The sequence below is a fragment of the uncultured Aquimarina sp. genome, from assembly GCF_947492115.1.
In the GTDB taxonomy this organism is placed as follows: domain Bacteria; phylum Bacteroidota; class Bacteroidia; order Flavobacteriales; family Flavobacteriaceae; genus Aquimarina.
In genome coordinates, this window is the sequence record NZ_CANLMM010000001.1 from 875,445 (window position 1) to 895,417 (window position 19,973).

Below are 19,973 nucleotides of genomic sequence, written 5' to 3' on the forward strand. Positions count from 1 at the left end.
ATTCAAAATTATTAGTTTTATGGACTCATATACTAATCCAGTTATCATATAATGGGTAGTCCAGTTATATTTCCTTTTAAAAGTAATATTAAATTAGATAGAAATTCTAATCGTCATTTATACCTACAACTGTGTGACCAGATGATTGGATTCATAAAATCTGGAAAATTAGCACCGTCAACAAAGCTTCCCGGGTCTCGTAAATTATCTGAAGATTTACAAATCCACAGAAAAACGGTTGTTGCTGCTTATGATGAATTGATGTCACAAGATTGGATAGAAAGTATCCCAGCTAAGGGAACCTTCGTAAGTAAGAACCTTCCGCTTATCAAACCTAAAGAATTTCAACATCTTCCTGATTCTAATACTCATAGCACCGTAGGTTTTGATTTTAAGAAAAGAGACCATCTATTCATAAAAGGAATTGAAGCTCTGCATGCTCCTCTAAAAGTAGATGAAGGAGTACCTGACCATCGGTTAGCTCCAATAGAAGACATTGCAAAAAATTATAGGAACATTGCTAACAAAATCCATCATAAAGAACTTTTGGGATATGGTGACACATATGGAAATCTAGATTTAAGAAAAGCCTTAGTTTCCTATCTCAATCAAAGCAGAGGTCTTAAAACAACTGTAGACAACATCTTAATCACTAGAGGCAGTCAAATGGGAATTTACCTTGCCAGTCAATTACTGCTTAATAATCAAAATACGATAATCACTGGGAACACAAATTATATGACAGCCGACAATACATTTATGGAAGCCAATGGTATTATAAAACGTGTTTCTGTAGATGATAACGGTATCAATACTAGTGAGATCGCAAGTATATGCCAACAACAAAAGGTCAGCGCTGTATACGTAACATCCCATCATCACCATCCCACTACAGTAACGTTATCAGCAGAAAGACGCATGCATCTTTTGGATCTTGCTCAACAATATCATTTTGCTATTATAGAGGATGATTACGACTATGATTTTCATTATAGTAATGCTCCTATCCTACCGTTAGCTAGTAATGACACACAAGGAAATGTTATTTATATTGGTGGTTTTACAAAAATTATAGCTCCAGCACTCCGAATTGGTTATTTTATTGCTCCAAAAGAAGTAGTAGATGAAGCTGCAAGACTAAGACGTATATTAGATAGACAAGGTGATACTTTATTGGAACAAACACTTGCCAGAATGATTGTTAATGGTGATGTACAAAGACATAGTAATAAAGTAAGAAAGATATATAAAGAACGACGTGATCTATTTTGTAAATTACTAAGAGAAAAGCTAGATAACTATTTTGATTTCAAAGTTCCTGATGGCGGTATGGCCGTTTGGGTTCGACTTAAACAACCATATAATTGGGATATTGTTATGGCCGAAGCTCTAAAACTCAACGTTGCTTTTAATCCAGAATGGAGACGTTATGACAATGATAATTCTGGACATAATGGTATTAGAATTGGCTTTGCAGCATTGGATAAAGATGAAATAAGAACGGTTATTAACACTTTAGAAAAGGTGATGGAACGTATATAAAGAATTCACCTCTAAAAGAACTACTCCAAATCTTCAGCCAAAAAATCCTTAGCTATTTTCACACTTTCTTCTGGCTTTTCTTCCATGGGTAAATGGCCAGTTTTCTTCATGATTACTAACTTAGAGTTTGGGATATCTTCATTAAACTTATAGGCAGTGTTCACAGAAATCCAACGATCATTTTCCCCCCAAAGAATAAGTGTAGAGTTATTTATCTCTTTTAGTTTATGTGATGTATCTTTTCCTCTTGTCGTCATAAGTCTATCCATAAAAGCTTGGCGATTACCTTCTCTTAATGCAAAATCATGATACTGCTCTACCAAAGTATCCGTTACCTTACTATCATCATAGTATACTTGTTCTAAGTTATTGCGAATAATAGATTTTGGTGTAAAATAGAGAAATAATTTATTGATTACAGGAATACGCGCTAATCTGAAAACAGAAAAACTACTACCTTTCTTTTTTGTATTCTCTGTAGTTTGTTTCTTTGGTTTTGGTCTATTACCAGAAGCATCTAACAATAGTAATTTATCTACTCTTTCTGGATAATCCGATGTGAAATTCCAAGCAATACCTCCACCTAACGAATTACCTGCTAGATGAAATCTATCAAGTTTTAGATTGTTTACAAAATCGTATAAGAACTTTGTATAACTATTTATGGAATAATCTCCTCGCGTATGCGGACCTGTTAGCCCAAAAGCTGGTAAATCTATGCTTATCACGCGATAATTTGTTTTTAACTCATTTGCCCAACCTTCCCAAGTATGCAGCGATCCTCCGCTACCATGCAATAATATAATTGGAAAGCCAAATCCTTGATCTGTATAGTGGACATTCATCCCATCGATTTCCACAAACTTAGAATATGAATAGGTATATTTTTCTTTTAACTCTTCTACAGGAATATCAAAATCTGCTAGAAAGAATAATGATAAGAACATCAAGGCAAGAAAAATAAGCAGCTTCCTATATCTTTTAAATTTTCTCATGGTTTTAAGAGTTTATGGACTACTTGAAAACAAGTTGGTATTTATGTAGTAATCCTTGTAAATTGGTTTTAGAAAAAATTGCTTCTTTCAGTTTATTTATTTCAGGGTTGATTGTGTAATTAAAGGCTGTGCTAAAATCGACTTTTTCAGCGTTGGTTTGTTCAAAAATAGTTTTGGCTAAATCACAATTATTGAACATTGAACCAGTAATATCAGATTCGGTAAAATCAGTTTCTAAAAGTTTGCAGTTGTTAAAACTGGTATTTTTGAGTTCAAAAGCATAAAAAGAAGCATAATCTAATACACAACCATCAAAGCTCACTGAAAACATAAAAGAATTACAACTACTAAAGTTTACTCCTAACAGTTTACAATTTTTAAAAACACAATTATCTCTAAACGATGCTTCTTTAAGCATTACATTCGTAAAATTACAATCGGTAAAAGTACATTCCATAAAAGTAATTACAGACATATTTGCTTCTGAAAAATTACAATTCACAAACTCGCAATTATCATACTCGTTACCAGGTAATTTTTGCTTTGAGAAATCCTGATCTATAAAGTTTTTCTCGATTACTAAGATATCATTCATATCAAAAAGTAAAATTTTTAAAAACTAATTCTTTTTGTAAACTATCACTTGATAAAAGTAAAATTAAGCATAAATCTTAACTAAGAAATTTATTATTGACTGATATGATAAAACTTTTACACCAATCCATATGGTTAAGATCTTATTAAGATAAAATTCGAATTAGATTAACTTTTAACAATGTACATTTGTTTAAAATCACCTAACAAGTAATTCCTTCTGTGAATAAAGTCAAAAAGCAAAAATATAAATGGATAAAAAGGATCGCTAAAATTTTAATAATTCTGGTAACTTTATTTGCGTTTATCATACTTTTTATTAGAAGTCCATGGGGACAGGAAATTATTGTAAATAAACTGATCTCCTATCTATCAAATGAGACCAAAACCACTATAAAACTTAGTAAAGCTTACGTTACTTTTTCTGGTAATATTTTATTAGAAGAGTTTTATATAGAAGATCAAAAACAAGACACGCTTCTTTATTCAAAAAAATTAGAAGCATCAATAGCTTTACTACCTCTTATTAGAGGAACGAGCTACCATCTAAAAACATTAGATTGGGATGGAGTAAAAGCTAATATAACCAGAAAAAAAGATACTAAATCTTATAACTTTGATTTTATATTAGAGTCATTTACGACTCAAACAGATACTACAAAAACATCCTCTGATGTTCCAATAATTATTGGAGGCGTATCACTTACCGATTTTGAGGTGTTATTTTTAGACGAAACTGCAGGTATCGATAGTACTATAAAACTAGGCGAACTTTCTTTTGATATGGAGACCTTTGACCTATTAACCAAGAATTTCGGAATTAGAAGATTTTACTTTAGTGATTCAGATATTAGATTCAAACAAACAGAATTAACTAAAACCAGCACTGACACAAAATCGAATAATACAGAGTTACCAAAGTTTAAAATAGATTATTTTTCTATTGATCAGGTAAATATATTTTATCAATCCGTTCCCGATAGTATTACCTTTTCATCAAATATTGGAAAACTGGATATTGACAATAGTTATATTAATCTTATAGATGAGGAATATAGTATCAATGAATTTAAATTTGATGATTCTAAGATTTTATTGAAGTCACTAAGTAATTCAAAAAAAAATCAACCTCAAAAGGAGTCGCCTTTTCATTGGCCTGATTTAACATTGAATATAAACTTTATTTCGTTAGAAAATAATTCATTTTTGTTTCAAAACAAATCCACCTTCAGAAAAGAAAAACAATTTGATCCCAGCTATATTTCTTTACAATCCATTTTATTAAAAGCAGAGAATCTGAATATTGCTAAAGGAAAAGCAGGCGTAAACCTTCAAAAAACTGCATTTACAGATCATAGTGGTTTTAAGTTAAGGCATCTTTCTTCTGTAATAACTATAGATGAGACCTCATCAACAAGGTTAAAAAAAGTCTATATGCAGACAAATGAAAGTAATATAAAAGGTAATTTTAACATACAATACAACTCTCTTTTTACATTAGTTAACTCTCCAGAGAAAGCAATATTTGATATAACTTTAGATACACTTAATTTAGGAATTAAAGATGCTTACTACTTTCAATCCAGTTTAGCTCAAAATAATTATATCGATTCATTAGCACAAAAAAGATTACACGGATCTCTATCGTTAAAAGGGAAAATTTCAGATTTTAAAACTAATATACCTAATTTATATTGGGGTAAGGACACAAGAATACAGTTAGAAGGTAACTTAAAAAATCTTCTAACCGAAAATCAAATACAGTTTGACTCTATTTCGTATAATTTTATTTCGACAAAACAGAACTTAAAAGCATTTATTAATGAATCTGATTATGGAATAAATCTTCCTTCAGAAATCGGTATAGAAGGTAATATATCAGGACATGTAAATGATTTAGACGGAAATACTTTGTTGAAATCTTCAATGGGATCTGTTCTTCTAAGCGGCAATTACAGTAATAAGGATCAGATTTCATTCAATGGAGATGTGTCTGTAGATAAATTTCAATTACAAAAATTATTGAATAACCAACAACTTGGCTCCATAACTTTAAATGCACAAATAACAGGATCAGGATCCTCTCTTAATACGTTGAATGCAACCTTAGATTCTGAATTTAAAGAAATAACAATTAATGAATATAACTTCTCTGATTTTAAATTACGTGGCGAAATAGTTAACGGTAAAGGGAATGTTAATGCTAAGTTTAAAGATAGAAATTTAAATTTCCTTTTAAATACAAATTTAGTTTTAGATTCTATTTCACCTAAGGTAAATGGTTTTTTGAATATTGCAGGTGCCGATCTGAATGGTTTAGGTATTATCACCAATGATATTATAAAAACACAATGTAAAATATCTTTCGATTACACAGGAAACTCTCAGGATTTTAGGTTACACTCTAAAATCACAGATGCTTTGGTAGTAAAGAACAATGAACCTTATCAAATAGCTGATATAAAATTTGATGCTTTAAGTAATTCTAATACATCCGAAGTATTGATAGGTAGTGAATTTTTAGATGCAAATATCTTAGCTAATACCCGAGTTGATCAAATAGTACATTCAATACAAAATAGACTAAAAACATATATTTCTGAAAATAAAATAAAAGATACTATTCAAAAATCGGCTGAGATCACAATGGATTTGGTTGTACGAGAAAAACCTATCTTAAGTAATATTTTATTACCAGGTATTAAAGAATTAGATTCTATCACTGCCAATCTTTACTTTAGTGAAGACAAGGAAAAATTAATTGTTAATTTAGATGCACCGTCTATTAATTACAATAATAGTAGTATAGATAGCCTTAGTCTGAATATAGATGCCGATAAGAAGGATGTAAAATTCTCTTTAGGCTGGAAAAGTATAGTATCAGACCCAATCCAAATCAATAAAACTGCTTTTGAGGGAGTTTTAAAAGATCAAACTTTACTTTTGGATTTTAGCACCGATAACGAAACTGAAAGGATTGCTTCTGTTAAGTCTGAACTACGACTAAAAAAAGACACACTTTATTATCATATCGACCCTAAATCTATTGTTTTTGATAAAAATCCATGGTCTATTTCCTCAAATAACCAAATTACCATAGCTAAAAATTACATAGATTTTAAAGATTTTGAAATAAAACAAAATCAACAACAATTGATTATTAGTTCAGATGACTCTCAAATTGACAAAAAGCATATAGGTATTTCTTTTTACAATTTCAATGCATCTACATTTACTTCCATCCTAAGCGATGATGAAATTCTTGCTAATGGTATTATAGATGGTAAAATTATTTTTGAAAACCCTTTTGAACAAATTGGTCTTATTGCAGACCTAAATGTTCAAGAATTAAAAGTAAAAGGAATTACTTTAGGAGACCTTACACTAGACGCTATATCTAAAAGCTTTCAAAATTATGATCTGAGTTTATTATTAAATGGAGAAAATGTAAAATTAAACCTCAATGGAGATTATCAGACTAAAGAAAATGAGTCGGAAATAAATTTTGATCTCAACCTAGAAAAATTACAAGTTCAGGTATTGGAAAAGTTTATGGACCAGCAAATCTCAGAGACTAAAGGTATCATTAGTGGTAATACAAAAATTAAAGGAACTACTTTAAACCCTATTTATAAAGGCACTTTTCATTTTGAAAACACAAGTATGATAGTCAATTCTCTGAATACACGATTTACTTTACCAGAAGAAAATATAAGTATTACAAATACAGATATAACCTTAAACAATTTCACCATTGCAGATGAAAATTTAAATACTTTTTCTTTAGACGGTAAAATAAGTACGAAAGACTTAAATAATCCAGATTTTAACCTTTCACTAAACACGAAAAACTTTCAGATACTAAATGCTACAAGAGAAAACAATGATCTCTTCTTTGGAAATGTAAAAATAACAGCCGATTTAGATATAGAAGGAAATTTAGATATTCCTAAAATCAAAGGTGATTTAGCCATCGATGAAGATTCCAATTTTACTTTAATAGTTCCTGAATCAGAGCTTGAAATTAAAGAACGTGAAGGTATCGTTGTATTTGTAAATCGGAAAAATCCTGATGCTATTATAACTCGAGTTGAAGAAGATCGATATGCTAATACATTATTAAAGGGATATGACATCAACACTAAATTAAAAATTGATAAAGGTTCTGTTTTTAAGATTGTTATTGACGAACGTAGTAAAGATAATTTTCAGATCTCGGGTGAAGGTGAACTTAAATTTGGAATGGAACCAAACGGTAGAACTACGCTAACCGGAAGGTATGATATTACTGATGGACACTATGAAGTAAGTCTTTATAATATAGTAAAAAGAAGATTTCAAATAGCTCCAGGAGGTTCTATAACCTGGTTAGGCGACCCATTAGATGCTAAACTTGATGTAACCGCTATTTATAACGTAGAAACTTCTGCAGCTTCTCTGATGGCGGCAAAAACATCTGGAGAATCTTCTGGCATTACAAATCAGTTTCGTCAAAAACTACCATTTCTAGTATATCTAAACGTAGATGGTCAGCTTTTGGAACCAGAAATTTCTTTCCAACTAGACATGCCTGAGGACGAACAAGGTAGTTTAGGAGGAGAAGTATATGGACAGGTACAACAACTTAACAGTCAAGAAGAAGAACTTAATAAACAAGTCTTTTCTCTTTTAGTGTTAAATAGATTTTTTCCAGATGCTGGTAGTGATGGAAGTAATGGTGGTGCCGTTTCCATAGCTAGAGATAATGTAAACAAAGTACTATCTGGCCAGCTCAATAGCTTCTCGGATAAACTAATTGGAGATACTGGAGTCGAATTAGATTTTGGTCTAAACAGCTATACTGATTATCAAGGTAATGCTGCACAAAACAGAACACAACTAGAAATTAATGCGCAAAAAAGACTATTCAACGATCGATTAATCGTACAAGTAGGAAGTGATGTTGATATTGAAGGAAGTAGTCAAAACTCAGCAGAAACAACACCTGTAATAGGCAATGTTAGCCTGGAATATCTATTGACGAAAAATGGAAGATATCGGCTTAAAGGATTTAGAAAAAATGAATTTGAAAGTGTTATTGATGGACAATTGATTGTAACGGGTATTGCGTTTATTTTTAATCGAGAGTTTAATGAATTTAAAGAGTTATTTTCCAAATCCATTAAAGAAGAACTAAAAAAACAAAAATCAAAAGAAAATTAGACTTGAAAAAGAGATATTTATTATTCATCAGTATTATAGTTCTTCTGTCTTCTTGCGGTGTGAAACGTTTTATACCTAATAATGAAAAACTATATACGGGCGCTTCCTTGTCTTTACAATCAGATTCCAAGATCAAAAATCTTAACATAATTGAAAAGGAAATAGAATCTGTTATAAGACCTGAACCCAACTCAAAAATGCTAGGAATTAAACTTGGTTTATATGCGCATTATAAAAACCAAAAAGATAATCCTGGATTCATTAATAAATTTTTGTACAAGAATTTTGGTGAAGAACCTGTATACCTTTCTGATATAGATAGATCACGTATCGAAGAATTAATCAATAATCGCCTAGAGAATAGAGGTTTTTTTAGAAATCGAATAAACTCTGAAATTACAACAGATAGTTCCTACGCATCCGTTACATACAATGTAGTAGTAAATCAACCTTATATTTTAAAAAATTACAGATTAGATTCAATTCCCTTTCCAATCTCAGAAGAGATAAAAGACATTTTTTCCAAAAGCCCAATAAAAAAGGGGGATCGTTTTGACCTAGCGCTTTTTGAGTTAGAAAGAGAACGAATTGATAAGACTCTCAAAGCTAGAGGATATTATAACTTTAATTCAGATTTTTTGATTTTTGAAGCGGATACCAATCAATATAAAACCAAACATTACGATTTGTTCCTGAGATTAAAGAAAAATGTTCCCGAAAAATCTTTAATCCCTTACCGCATTAGTAATATTAATGTATATCCAAACTATACAATCCATACAGATAGTAATTCAAAAGATACTATTCAATTTTCAAATATCAATTTTATAGAAAATAGAGATTTTTTCAAACCAAAGTATTTAAAACCCTATATACTCTTCGAAAAAAATCAATTTTATAATCCTTCAGTTTCCAAAAGAACAAGTAACAGGCTATCTTCTATAGGAACATATAAGTTTGTAAATATTGAATATGATGTGCTTACCACAGGAAAACAAGGAAAAGAAGAAGGAAATCTTAGAGCAAATATTTATTTGTCACCACTTAATAAAAGAGCAATAAGAGCAGAGCTACAGGCTTTATCCAAATCTAACAATTTTACTGGTCCAAGCTTACTCGTCACATATGCTAACAGAAATCTCTTCAGAGGAGGAGAAACTTTGAATATAACCGCTTCCCTAGGATATGAAACTCAATTATCTGGAGGAGAAAATAGTGGCCTAAGCAGTACACAAATAGGTTTAAAATCTGATTTGGTATTTCCCAGATTATTATTCCCCATTAAAATTGTAGATCGTTTTCAATATGCGGTTCCAAAAACGATACTTAGTGCTGGTTTCGAATATCTTAACAGAAGTAAGCTATACAGTTTAAACTCCTTTAATACTACATTTGGTTATAGCTGGAATGCCAATCGTTTTGTTAATCATGAACTAAATCCAATTAGTCTCAATTATGTAAACTTATCTAATACTACCGAAGAGTTTGAACAAATACTTGAAGAAAATCAGTTTTTAAAGACGAGCTTTAATCAACAATTCATTGCTGGACTCACCTATTCTTTTACCTATAATGAGTTAAATGATTCATCGATTAGCAATCCTTTTTTCTTCAACTTCAATTTTGATATTGCGGGTAATACCGTGAGCCTTTTTGACAGCAGTGATGAAGAAAACATCAATACATTTTTAGGATTGGAATACGCTCAATACGTTAAAGCTGATATTGATTTTAGATATCATTTTAGCATAGGAAACAATCAAAAGTTGGTAACTCGATTATTTGGAGGTTGGGGTTTAGCTTATGGTAATTCTGAAACTCTTCCTTTTTCTAAGCAATATTTTTCTGGAGGTGCGTTTAGCGTTAGAGCGTTTAGAATTCGATCTATCGGACCTGGAACATATACACCTGATGATGATGATACGGGTTCTTTCTTTGATAGATCAGGGGACATTCGCTTAGAAGCAAATCTAGAATATAGATTTCCAATAATCCCTTACTTAAAAGGAGCGGTTTTTGTTGATGCTGGTAATGTTTGGTTAACAAATGAAAATGATTCATTACCAGGAGGAGAATTTTCTTCTAATTTCCTTAGTGAACTAGGAATAGGTACTGGTGTAGGCCTAAGAATTGATATTCAGAATTTTGTAATCAGATTTGATTTAGCAGCTCCAATATTAGACCCTGCTGATGTCGAAAATAAAATTGATTTTAATGTCTCTAACTCTATATTAAATTTTGCTATTGGATATCCTTTTTAATTAATTCTCCAAGGTGGATTTTTACGATTGTTTCCTGCAAAATACAAAATGATTTGGTTACCGTCGGGATCTTTAAGTCGTGCTTCTTTCCATAACCAGCTTTGTTCTGTAGGTAATAAATCAAATATTACTCCTTCTTTTTGCAAACGAGCTACTTCTTCTTCTAATTTTTCGGTTTCAAAATACACGTAGACACCTTCTCCTTTAGGCAATTCTTCTACCTGATGTATTGAAAAGGTTCCGTCTCCGTCTTTACATTCAAAACGAGCATAATGTGGTAATGCTTTTACTATTAAATGTAATCCAAGTAACTCATAGAACCTTATCGATTGTTCTACATTTATTGATGGAACTGTTACTTGATTTAAATTCATTGTTGGTTATATGTAAAACATTATAGTTTTCTTCTTTTCCTTTCTTTAGATAATAAATCCAATTCTCTTGTAGTCTGCCCAGCTACTGATGTATTTTCTTCTGCTCTACGAATTAGATATGGCATTACATCTTTTACTGGACCAAAAGGTAAATATTTAGCAACGTTATACCCTTCTGCAGCCAAATTAAAACTAATATGGTCGCTCATTCCGAATAATTGACCTAACCAAACTCTTGGATCATTCTTAGCTATACCTTGTTGCTCCATAAGCTCAATTGCTTTATAACTACTTTCTTCGTTATGCGTTCCTATAAATACAGAAATATCTCCTAAATTATTTAGAATATAGGTTAACGTATTATTAAAGTTAAGGTCTGTAGCTTCTTTACTTTCACAAATTGGTGTAGGATATCCTTTTTCTGCTGCACGATCGTTTTCCTTTTCCATATAAGCACCTCGAACGATTTTCATTCCGATTTTATATCCATACACTCTTGCTTCTTCGTGTAACTTTTTTAGATAATCTAATCGATCATGCCTATATAGCTGTAATGTATTATAAACGATTGCTTTTTCTTTATTGTACTTACGCATCATTTTTGCCACTAATTCATCAGCAGCATCCTGCATCCAGCTTTCTTCTCCATCAATCAATAATGGAACATCGCAATCATATGCCTTTTTACAAACGATATCAAAACGCTCTTCTATCCTATCCCACTCTTTCTGTTCTTCTGCTGTTAATGGCGTTCCTTCTGTCTTTTTTTGCCAGATTAAAAATCGTCCAAATCCTGTAGGTTTAAAAACCCCAAAAGGAATTGCATCTTTTTGATCTACAAAGTCAAGAATTTCCAAAGTCTTATTTAACACATGATCAAACTGTTCCTCTTCTTCTTTTCCCTCTACAGAATAATCTAATACTGATGACACTTTACCTTTAGCATACATTTTTTCGATCACTGGCATACAATCTTCTTCGTCTACTCCACCACAAAAATGATCAAAAACCGTTGCACGAATCAATCCTTGTACGGGTAAATGTGCTTTTAATGCGAAATTTGTAACCGCTGTTCCTATTCTAACTAATGGTTCATTAGCGATCATTTTAAAGAGAAAATAAGCTCTCTCTAGTTCAGAATCACTTTTTAAGACAAAAGCAGTCTCAGTATTATCAAACAAAGTACGTTTTTCCATTAACTATCAATTTTAATAATTCATAACAATCAAGGTAAATTCTACCAAATCATGATCGTATTATCATTTCTTACCCTATTGTTTTAAGATATCTGCAAATATAGAACTTGGAAGTTTATTTTATTACAATTTCTGCTTAATTTCACAGCCTCAAAAAACACCTTTTATGAAGCCCATAGTTTCTAAAGATTCTATTGTATATTTTAACGAAGAATGTTACACTGCGCTTAACACCTATTTGGAAAAGGCAAATCATTCCAAAATATTTATTTTGGTAGACAGCAATACCTATCAAAACTGTTATGCTCATTTTATGAGTAAAATTGAAGGTTCTTACGAAATTGAAGTATTGGAAATAGAGCCAGGGGAAATTCATAAGAATATAGAAACCTGCAGTAGCATTTGGAATGTACTAGCAGAATATGGAGCCGACAGAAAAAGTTTATTGATTAACCTTGGTGGTGGTGTGGTAACAGATTTAGGTGGTTTCATTGCTTGCACCTATAAAAGAGGAATTAATTATATCAATGTTCCTACTTCGCTACTAGCAATGGTAGATGCTTCTGTTGGTGGAAAAACGGGTGTAGATTTAGGTAATCTTAAAAACATGGTAGGTGTTATTAGCGAATCGGAAATGGTATTGGTTGATACTACCTATCTAGAAACATTACCTACCAAACAGATGTGTAGTGGTTTTGCAGAAATGTTGAAACATGGACTCATACAAGATAGAGCTTATTGGGAGAAAATGACCGACCTATCTAAACTAACCTTAGAAGATCTAGATCAATTAATTTATGACTCCGTAGTCATTAAGAATAACATCGTTTTTGAAGATCCTACAGAACAAAATATCCGAAAGTATCTCAACTTTGGGCATACACTTGGACATGCAATTGAATCCTTTTACCTCACACATCCAGAAAAGCCAACTTTATTACATGGAGAAGCAATAGCTATTGGAATGATTTTAGAAGGATTTATTTCTGCAGCTTTACTATCGGTATCAGAGCAAGAACTTACGCAAATAAGTCAAGTGATTTTAGCTACCTTTCCAAAAGTATCCATAGATCCAAATGATCGCCAAGCTATTATGGAATTATTAGTACATGATAAAAAGAACGAAAAAGGAAACATCTATTTTGTATTACTTAATACCATTGGAGATGCCAAATACAATTGCATTGTATCTGACGATCTGATTATTGATGCTTTTGACTATTATGATTCGCTTTAATTTCAGTTGGTTTTAATATCTTTAAGGTCTAACAAAAGATTAATCACTTGAAGAAACGACTCTTTAAACTCCTTAAAATATTCTTTATCAGCATAACAGTCATTGTTATATTTCTAATTGCTGTACTCTACTTTTCTTTACATAAGAAAATGCCAGAAGGTACGTCTGGAACAGAAGCTGATAATTTTGCTTTACAAATACAACAAGCGGTACATCATAATCAATTTGTAAATACAGATTATATCCAATGGTCTTTTAGAAATCATAACCATTATATCTGGAACAAAAAATCTGGGAAAGTAAAAGTAAACTGGGATACTTATGAGGCCAATCTAGATCTTCAGAATTCTAAAAATAGTAGTATTACTAGAAATGGAAATATCCTGGAAGGCGAAGAAAGTCAAAAAATGATTAGTAAAGCACTTGCTTATTTTAATAATGATTCCTTTTGGGTAGTCGCTCCTCATAAATTGTTTGATGAAGGAGTAACCAGAAAAATTGTAACCCTAGAAGATGGTGAAAAAGGTTTGTTAGTGACGTATAGTTCTGGTGGTACAACACCTGGAGACTCATACCTATGGAAAGTTGACAAAAATTATCTTCCTACTTCTTATCAAATGTGGGTTACTATTATACCTATTGGAGGAATTGAAGCTACCTGGGAGAATTGGACTACTACAGAAAGTGGCGCCTATTTAGCTCAGTATCATAAGACTTTAGGCATTGGAATTCCCATAAGTAATTTAAGAGCATGGAATGAATAAATAAAAATGCATAACCATTCTTCTATTAAATTACTCTTAAAACAACTCTTTATCGCAAAAGAAATTTGAGCAATTATTTTATATCTTTACTACTAATTCTATCAAGAAAATGAATAAACTTTTCTCTGTTTGCGAGGAAAAAGTATATAATGATTTATATAAAAATCATGCCGAAAGTCTTCGAAACCATCTCTATTTCAAGTTTGGAGACTTAAATCAAGCTCAGGACATAGTACAAGAAGCATTTATTATCTTATGGTCTAAATGTAAAACAGTAATATTTGAAAAAGCAGTTAACTTCTTATACACCGTTTCTAAAAATTTGTACATAGATCAACTAAGGTCTAAAAAAGTGGCTCTTAAGTTTGAAAAAAGTGTGACTAAACAAAATCATGATAATGAAGATCCTTATTTTCATTTAAGAACCAAAGAATTCAAACAAAAAATAGAAGAAACCATTTCTGCATTGCCAGAAAAACAAAGAGAAGCTTTTTTGCTAAATAGAATTGAAAAACTTACGTTTAAACAAATAGCAGAACGGTTAAATATTAGTCAAACTGCCGTAGAAAAACGTATCGCAAAAGCACTCATCAAGATTAAAGAGATAACAGAATTACAAAAACATAACATCTAATTAGGTTAGGTAAAATCGTATTGTAAACGTATACAAGGTAATTCTAACATAAAATACTTATACAGTGAATAATAAATTTACTCGAAACAATTTGATATCACGCTGGTTAGACAACCGATTGAATGAGGACGAAAAAAAACAATTGGAATCGTCTGGCGAGTTAGATGAATTAAAGGTAGTCATTGATGAAATTGATACCTGGCAAGTACCTAAACTAGATGTAGAAGCCGGATTAAAAGATCTTAATAATCGCAAAAAAACCGTTTCTAACACAAAAGTAAAGTCAATACGTAAAAACAATTATGGTTGGATGAAGATAGCTGCAAGTATTGCTATCTTGATGACTATTAGCTATTTATCATGGAATTACTTTATGAATCAAACGACTACAATCACTACTTTAGTCGCTGAAAATAAAACAGTTGAACTTCCTTGTGGTACGATAGTAAAAGTTGACGCATTATCCAAAGTATCATTTAAGGAGAATGATTGGGAAAACAAGAGAACTATTTTCTTGGATGGTCAAGCATTTTTCGATGTTACTAAAGGAAAACCTTTTACCGTAGTCACCGATTTAGGAAAAATTGATGTTTTAGGAACACAATTTAATGTAAAAATAGCTCCAGATACATTTGAAGTCAGCTGTTATGAAGGAAAGGTGAATGTAGAATATGGTGATAAAGATCAAAAAATACTAACAAAAGGACAGTCTGTAATAGCAGAAAAAAATATATTAGTTAGTAATTCTCATAATTCTATCACACCAGACTGGATTAATAATGTTAGTAAATTTAATAAAGATACCTTATCAGCAATAACGAAAGAGCTAGAGAAGTACTATGATATCAAAATAGAATTGCCAAAAAAATATGAACATCTAGAATTTACAGGGACACTAACTCATAAAGACTTAAATACAGCTTTAAATACACTATTCTCATCTATGGAAATAAAATATCGTATAGATAATAATAGGATTATTGTAGAATAAATTATGGATAATAAGTATGTTTCATATTACCATATTTTACTCTTACTCCTTCTATTTGGTTCTACTGGTATTGCTCAGAATACTAGTTTTATTAAGTTTTCAGATAAACTCGAAGAATTGGAGAAAAAATTTGATATCGATTTCTCCTACAATCATACTACCTTTAAAAATATATTCTTAAGAAGAAACATTAGCTGCGACACTATACAGGATTGTATTAAAATCATAGAGCAACAAGCTCGTGTTACATTTGAAAAAAATAACAGCAATGACTATATAATATTACCTATTCGAAAGAGTATTAACTTTCGAGTTATTGATGATACATCTAATTCAACTATTTCTACATTAGAATATCAAATCAATGATCATCCAGCAGATTATATATTTAGTACCGATGAAACATTTACATTACGAAATGTATTCCTTTTAGATTCTATAAGTATTCATTTATATTCTTTTAATAGTGTAAAATTAAAAGCAGAAGATCTCTTAAACACTCCCGTTTTAAAACTGTCTAAAAAGCAATTTCAATTAGATGAAATTGTTTTAAACAGCTACGTAACCAAGGGAATAGATTCTAGAATAAGTGATCATAGCATACAAATTAATACCCAATCCCTTGGTTTATTAGCTGGTGAAACCGATGGAGATATTTTTAATGTAATCAATAATATTCCAGGAATTCACTCTCCTAGTGGAAAACCAGGAAACCTTAATTTTAGAGGTAATACTTTTGATCAAAACTTGGTACAGATAGATGATATTCCTATTTATCATTCAGGCCATTTTTTAGGTGCTATTTCTCCTTATAATACTTCTGTCGTAACCGATGTAGAAATTCAAAGAAATTCCTTACCAGTAAAATGGGGAGGTCGTGTTGGTGGTCTAATTAATATGACTACCTACGACAAAATACCAAAAGAGAACCGTTATGAAATTTCTATCAACTCAATATTAGCAGGAGCTACTCTAAAGACTAAGCTTGTTGATGAGAAATTAGGGCTTATCGTATCAGGAAGAAGCAGCTATCCAAATTTTAACACACCAAAATTAGAAGCTATTTCTGTCTTAAGTTTTCAAGGAAGTAGACTGGAATCAGTAGCAGATGAAGTAAATAGTTCTTCTAATTTTGACATCGGTTTTTATGATCTAAATGCTAAATTAAACTATGACATAAATGATCGAAATGCGATTACATTAAGCTTTATAAATATTCAAAATGATCTATCAGCTCAGGTAAGAAACCAAAATGAAGATGACCAAGTTGATTTTAGAGAGCTCGAGCTAGATAACTGGGGATTTACCGCAAAATGGCAATCACAATTATCTAAAAAACTAAAAACAGAACTAAGATTTAGCAAATCAAATTTTGATCTTAATAGCATGAGCGAGGGTTTCGTGCAAAACACAAGATCTGATGTAGAAAGGTTTGATAATACGGTATCAGACACACGTGTAATCACAGAAATAACATATGATTATAATGATCATTTATCTTTCGAATCTGGGTATACCCTAACAGAGCATCGTCTAACCAGTAAAGAGTTTGGACAACAAAGCAATATTGATTCTGAAAGACGGCAATCTGCAATTGTTCATTCTAATTACATCTCTTTTCAAAAAAAATGGAACGAACGATTAATCATTAATTTCGGGCTTCATAATAATTATTATTCACCTCTTCGTAATTTATATGTAAACCCAAGATTTTCTGCTAGTTATTTGGTTAATGATCAGATATATTTAAAAACTTCGGTTGGTAGTTCTAATCAATTTATTCAAAAAAAGTTCACCAATGATTTCGATGATTTCAATACGACAAATCAACTTTGGTTCTTACCCAATGATGAGATAAGACCTTTAAAAGGTACCCAAACGATGATTGGTGGTATATTCGATTCTTCTAAATGGTTGATAGATTTAGAACTGTATCATAAGAAAACAAATGATATTTCTCAGAAATCTGATGACCAATTGGGAAGTATCATCAGTTTTGGAACAAATCTTTTTATAAAGAAAAAATGGCGTAGAATAGAAGCTTTCATCAATTATTCTTTAAGTAAAACTGAAACGAACTTCCAAGAGACATCCGAGGCATTCTTTGATCAACGTCACATCATAAGCTTAACTGGTTTAATAAATCTAGAAAAATGGAAATTCGCGCTTTCATGGGGGTATTTTTCAGGTTTACCAGCTATCTTTCCGAATGAATCAAATTCTGGTAATATAGAATTCTCTAGTCGTTTTCCAGGATTGCATCAACTAGATTTTTCAACTTCTTATACTTTTTATAATACTTCTAAAAGCTTTAAAACGGTAATTGGTTTATCTATACTAAATGTATATGGACAAGATAATATTGTAAACGCTTTTCAAAATCAAGATGATAATAGTCTAAGAAAAGCAAGTAGATTCTCTCCAAATTTACAAATAAACCTATTTTTTTAACAAAATTACACACTTGAAAATCAAATTATTAACTACCTAAAACAAAAATTATTATCATTTTTTTAAATTATGTGGTTGGGTAAAAACAAGTATCACTCGTATTCATAATAAACAAGCAAAAAGGTTTATGAAAAATAAGCCAAATTAGAATTATTAACTAAAACTTGAAAAAACATAAATGATACTATTTTTTAGTGCTTTTTACTTTATTTACGGCCGAAAAAAGAAAGTAATTTAATAGTATCGACAAGTATCTGATAAAGATTTTATCAAGTTTTTCTTAACCTCAAAAAATTATGAAGAAAATAAATTTGAAGTGGATAATCATTATAGCAATTAACATATTATTATTTCAATCTTGTGCTACAGATGATGATGCTATATTTGATGATCCTGATACTGATATCGATTTAACTAATGAAACTGCTAATCTAATAGTTGAATGGAGTAATTTATGGGTAACTATAGATCAATATACACAAAGTATGAGACCAAATACCATTACTAGAGCTCTGGCATACATTCATTTAACGGGTTATGAAACTGCTGTTCCTTTTATGGATGATTATACGTCTAATGAAGATAGATTTAATAACCTGAATATAAATCTAAATGCATTAGAAGATGATGTAGATATTGATCTAGCTTTAAATACTGCATATGCACTGGTTATTGATCATTTTATGTTTAGCCTGGAATCTGGAGTTAGACAGAGAATATCTTCTTTTCAGGAAGAAAAAGAAGCTGAACTCACTGAAGGACTTTCTGCTTCAGAGATAGAAAATTCAGAAAACTGGGGTAGACATGTGGCACAGCGAGTTATAAGTTATAGTCAAACCGATCAAGAAGGAGAAGAACAAGCTGCAAACCCAACTCCTAGTGATTATATAGCTCCTGTAGGTGTTGGTTTATGGGCTGCTAATGAAAATGAAGATGCTTGGTTTCCGTATTGGAGAGAAGTCAGAACTTTTGCTATATCCCCAGAGGAAACTAGCAGCGAAGATTTTTCTACAGTCTTACAATACAGTAGAAATGAATCTAGCGAATATTATGAACAAATGCATGAGGTTTATGAAGTAGCAACGGCAGCTGCCAATGGAAACGATGAAGATTTATGGATTGCTGAGTTTTGGGCTGATGATGTAGAAGGTCTGATGATTAGTCCTCCAGGAAGACAATTTTCTATTGCCAATCAATTAATTGAACAATATGACTTGGGATATGAAAGAACACTGGAACTGTTACTAAAACTTGGTTTTGCGGTGAATGATGCAGCTGTTTCTGCTTGGGATGACAAATACACTTATAATATCGAGCGCCCTAGTAATTATATTTTAGAATATATAAATGAAGATTTTACAACCAATTTATCAAGATTTATAGAAGAAGCTAACCCAGCTTTTCCAAGTTATCCTTCTGGTCATGCTACGTTTGCAGGTGTTGGAGCTGGAGTATTTATCGGATTCTTTGGTACAGATAATATCAGTTTTACAGATAGAACCTATGAAGGATTTGATTACGTCATAGAGTTTAATGGTACACCAAGAAGTTTTACTTCCTTTACTGAAATGGCAAGAGAAAATGCATACTCTCGCGTTCCTTTAGGTGTACATATAGAACAAGATGCTATCGAAGGTTTACGCTTAGGTAGAGAGATCGCAGATGCTGTAAATGATCTTGATCTTCAAAACTAAAATAAATCTGTAAAAAAGTCCAACCGAAACAGGTTGGG

Annotated in this window: 13 protein-coding genes; 9 read left to right on the forward strand and 4 right to left on the reverse strand. The window is 31.3% G+C overall.

Annotated features, from left to right (window positions below; translation table 11 throughout):
- The first annotated feature begins 51 nt into the window (after positions 1 to 51).
- Positions 52 to 1,542, forward strand: coding sequence for a PLP-dependent aminotransferase family protein (locus Q1A73_RS03975; RefSeq protein ID WP_299601877.1), 1,491 nt, complete (start codon positions 52 to 54; stop codon positions 1,540 to 1,542).
- A 20-nt stretch (positions 1,543 to 1,562) separates the two neighbouring features.
- Here Q1A73_RS03975 and Q1A73_RS03980 read toward each other — a convergent pair whose 3' ends face one another.
- Together Q1A73_RS03980 and Q1A73_RS03985 are read right to left on the reverse strand one after the other, a co-directional pair.
- Positions 1,563 to 2,537 carry an alpha/beta hydrolase gene (locus tag Q1A73_RS03980; protein ID WP_299601880.1) on the reverse strand — a complete coding sequence of 325 codons (975 nt, stop codon included), beginning with the start codon at positions 2,535 to 2,537 and terminating at the stop codon, positions 1,563 to 1,565.
- A 19-nt stretch (positions 2,538 to 2,556) separates the two neighbouring features.
- Positions 2,557 to 3,132, reverse strand: coding sequence for a pentapeptide repeat-containing protein (locus tag Q1A73_RS03985; protein WP_299601883.1), 576 nt, complete (start codon positions 3,130 to 3,132; stop codon positions 2,557 to 2,559).
- Between the two features lie 221 nt (positions 3,133 to 3,353).
- Between Q1A73_RS03985 and Q1A73_RS03990 the strand changes: the two genes are divergently transcribed.
- Both Q1A73_RS03990 and Q1A73_RS03995 read left to right on the forward strand, forming a co-directional pair.
- A complete protein-coding gene (locus Q1A73_RS03990) occupies positions 3,354 to 8,333 on the forward strand; it encodes a translocation/assembly module TamB domain-containing protein (protein ID WP_299601885.1) in 4,980 nt (1,659 codons plus the stop codon).
- Between the two features lie 2 nt (positions 8,334 to 8,335).
- Positions 8,336 to 10,594, forward strand: a complete 2,259-nt coding sequence (locus Q1A73_RS03995; RefSeq protein WP_299601886.1) for a BamA/TamA family outer membrane protein — start codon at positions 8,336 to 8,338, stop codon at positions 10,592 to 10,594.
- Here Q1A73_RS03995 and Q1A73_RS04000 read toward each other — a convergent pair.
- Positions 10,591 to 10,968, reverse strand: a complete 378-nt coding sequence (locus Q1A73_RS04000) for a VOC family protein (protein WP_299601888.1) — start codon at positions 10,966 to 10,968, stop codon at positions 10,591 to 10,593. The genes Q1A73_RS03995 and Q1A73_RS04000 overlap by 4 nt on opposite strands.
- A 20-nt stretch (positions 10,969 to 10,988) precedes the next feature.
- On the reverse strand, positions 10,989 to 12,164 hold the full coding sequence (locus Q1A73_RS04005; protein WP_299601891.1) for a proline dehydrogenase family protein: 1,176 nt from the start codon (positions 12,162 to 12,164) through the stop codon (positions 10,989 to 10,991).
- A gap of 166 nt (positions 12,165 to 12,330) precedes the next feature.
- Between Q1A73_RS04005 and aroB the strand changes: the two genes are divergently transcribed.
- The 6 genes from aroB to Q1A73_RS04035 all read left to right on the forward strand — a co-directional run bounded on the left by aroB (position 12,331) and on the right by Q1A73_RS04035 (position 19,935).
- Positions 12,331 to 13,401 carry a 3-dehydroquinate synthase gene (gene aroB / locus Q1A73_RS04010; RefSeq protein ID WP_299601894.1) on the forward strand — a complete coding sequence of 357 codons (1,071 nt, stop codon included), beginning with the start codon at positions 12,331 to 12,333 and terminating at the stop codon, positions 13,399 to 13,401.
- A 47-nt stretch (positions 13,402 to 13,448) separates the two neighbouring features.
- Entirely contained in the window at positions 13,449 to 14,165 is a 717-nt protein-coding gene (locus Q1A73_RS04015; RefSeq protein ID WP_299601897.1) for a hypothetical protein, read from the forward strand.
- A gap of 109 nt (positions 14,166 to 14,274) precedes the next feature.
- Complete coding sequence (locus Q1A73_RS04020; protein WP_299601901.1) at positions 14,275 to 14,799, forward strand: RNA polymerase sigma factor; 525 nt, start codon at positions 14,275 to 14,277, stop codon at positions 14,797 to 14,799.
- A gap of 64 nt (positions 14,800 to 14,863) precedes the next feature.
- The gene (locus Q1A73_RS04025; protein ID WP_299601904.1) at positions 14,864 to 15,790 is read left to right on the forward strand and encodes a FecR family protein; all 927 of its coding nucleotides are present in this window, start codon (positions 14,864 to 14,866) and stop codon (positions 15,788 to 15,790) included.
- A 3-nt stretch (positions 15,791 to 15,793) separates the two neighbouring features.
- Positions 15,794 to 18,241 (forward strand): TonB-dependent receptor, encoded by a 2,448-nt coding sequence (locus Q1A73_RS04030; RefSeq protein ID WP_299601907.1) that lies wholly within the window; start codon positions 15,794 to 15,796, stop codon positions 18,239 to 18,241.
- A gap of 296 nt (positions 18,242 to 18,537) precedes the next feature.
- Complete coding sequence (locus tag Q1A73_RS04035) at positions 18,538 to 19,935, forward strand: vanadium-dependent haloperoxidase (protein WP_299601910.1); 1,398 nt, start codon at positions 18,538 to 18,540, stop codon at positions 19,933 to 19,935.
- Positions 19,936 to 19,973 lie beyond the last annotated feature (38 nt).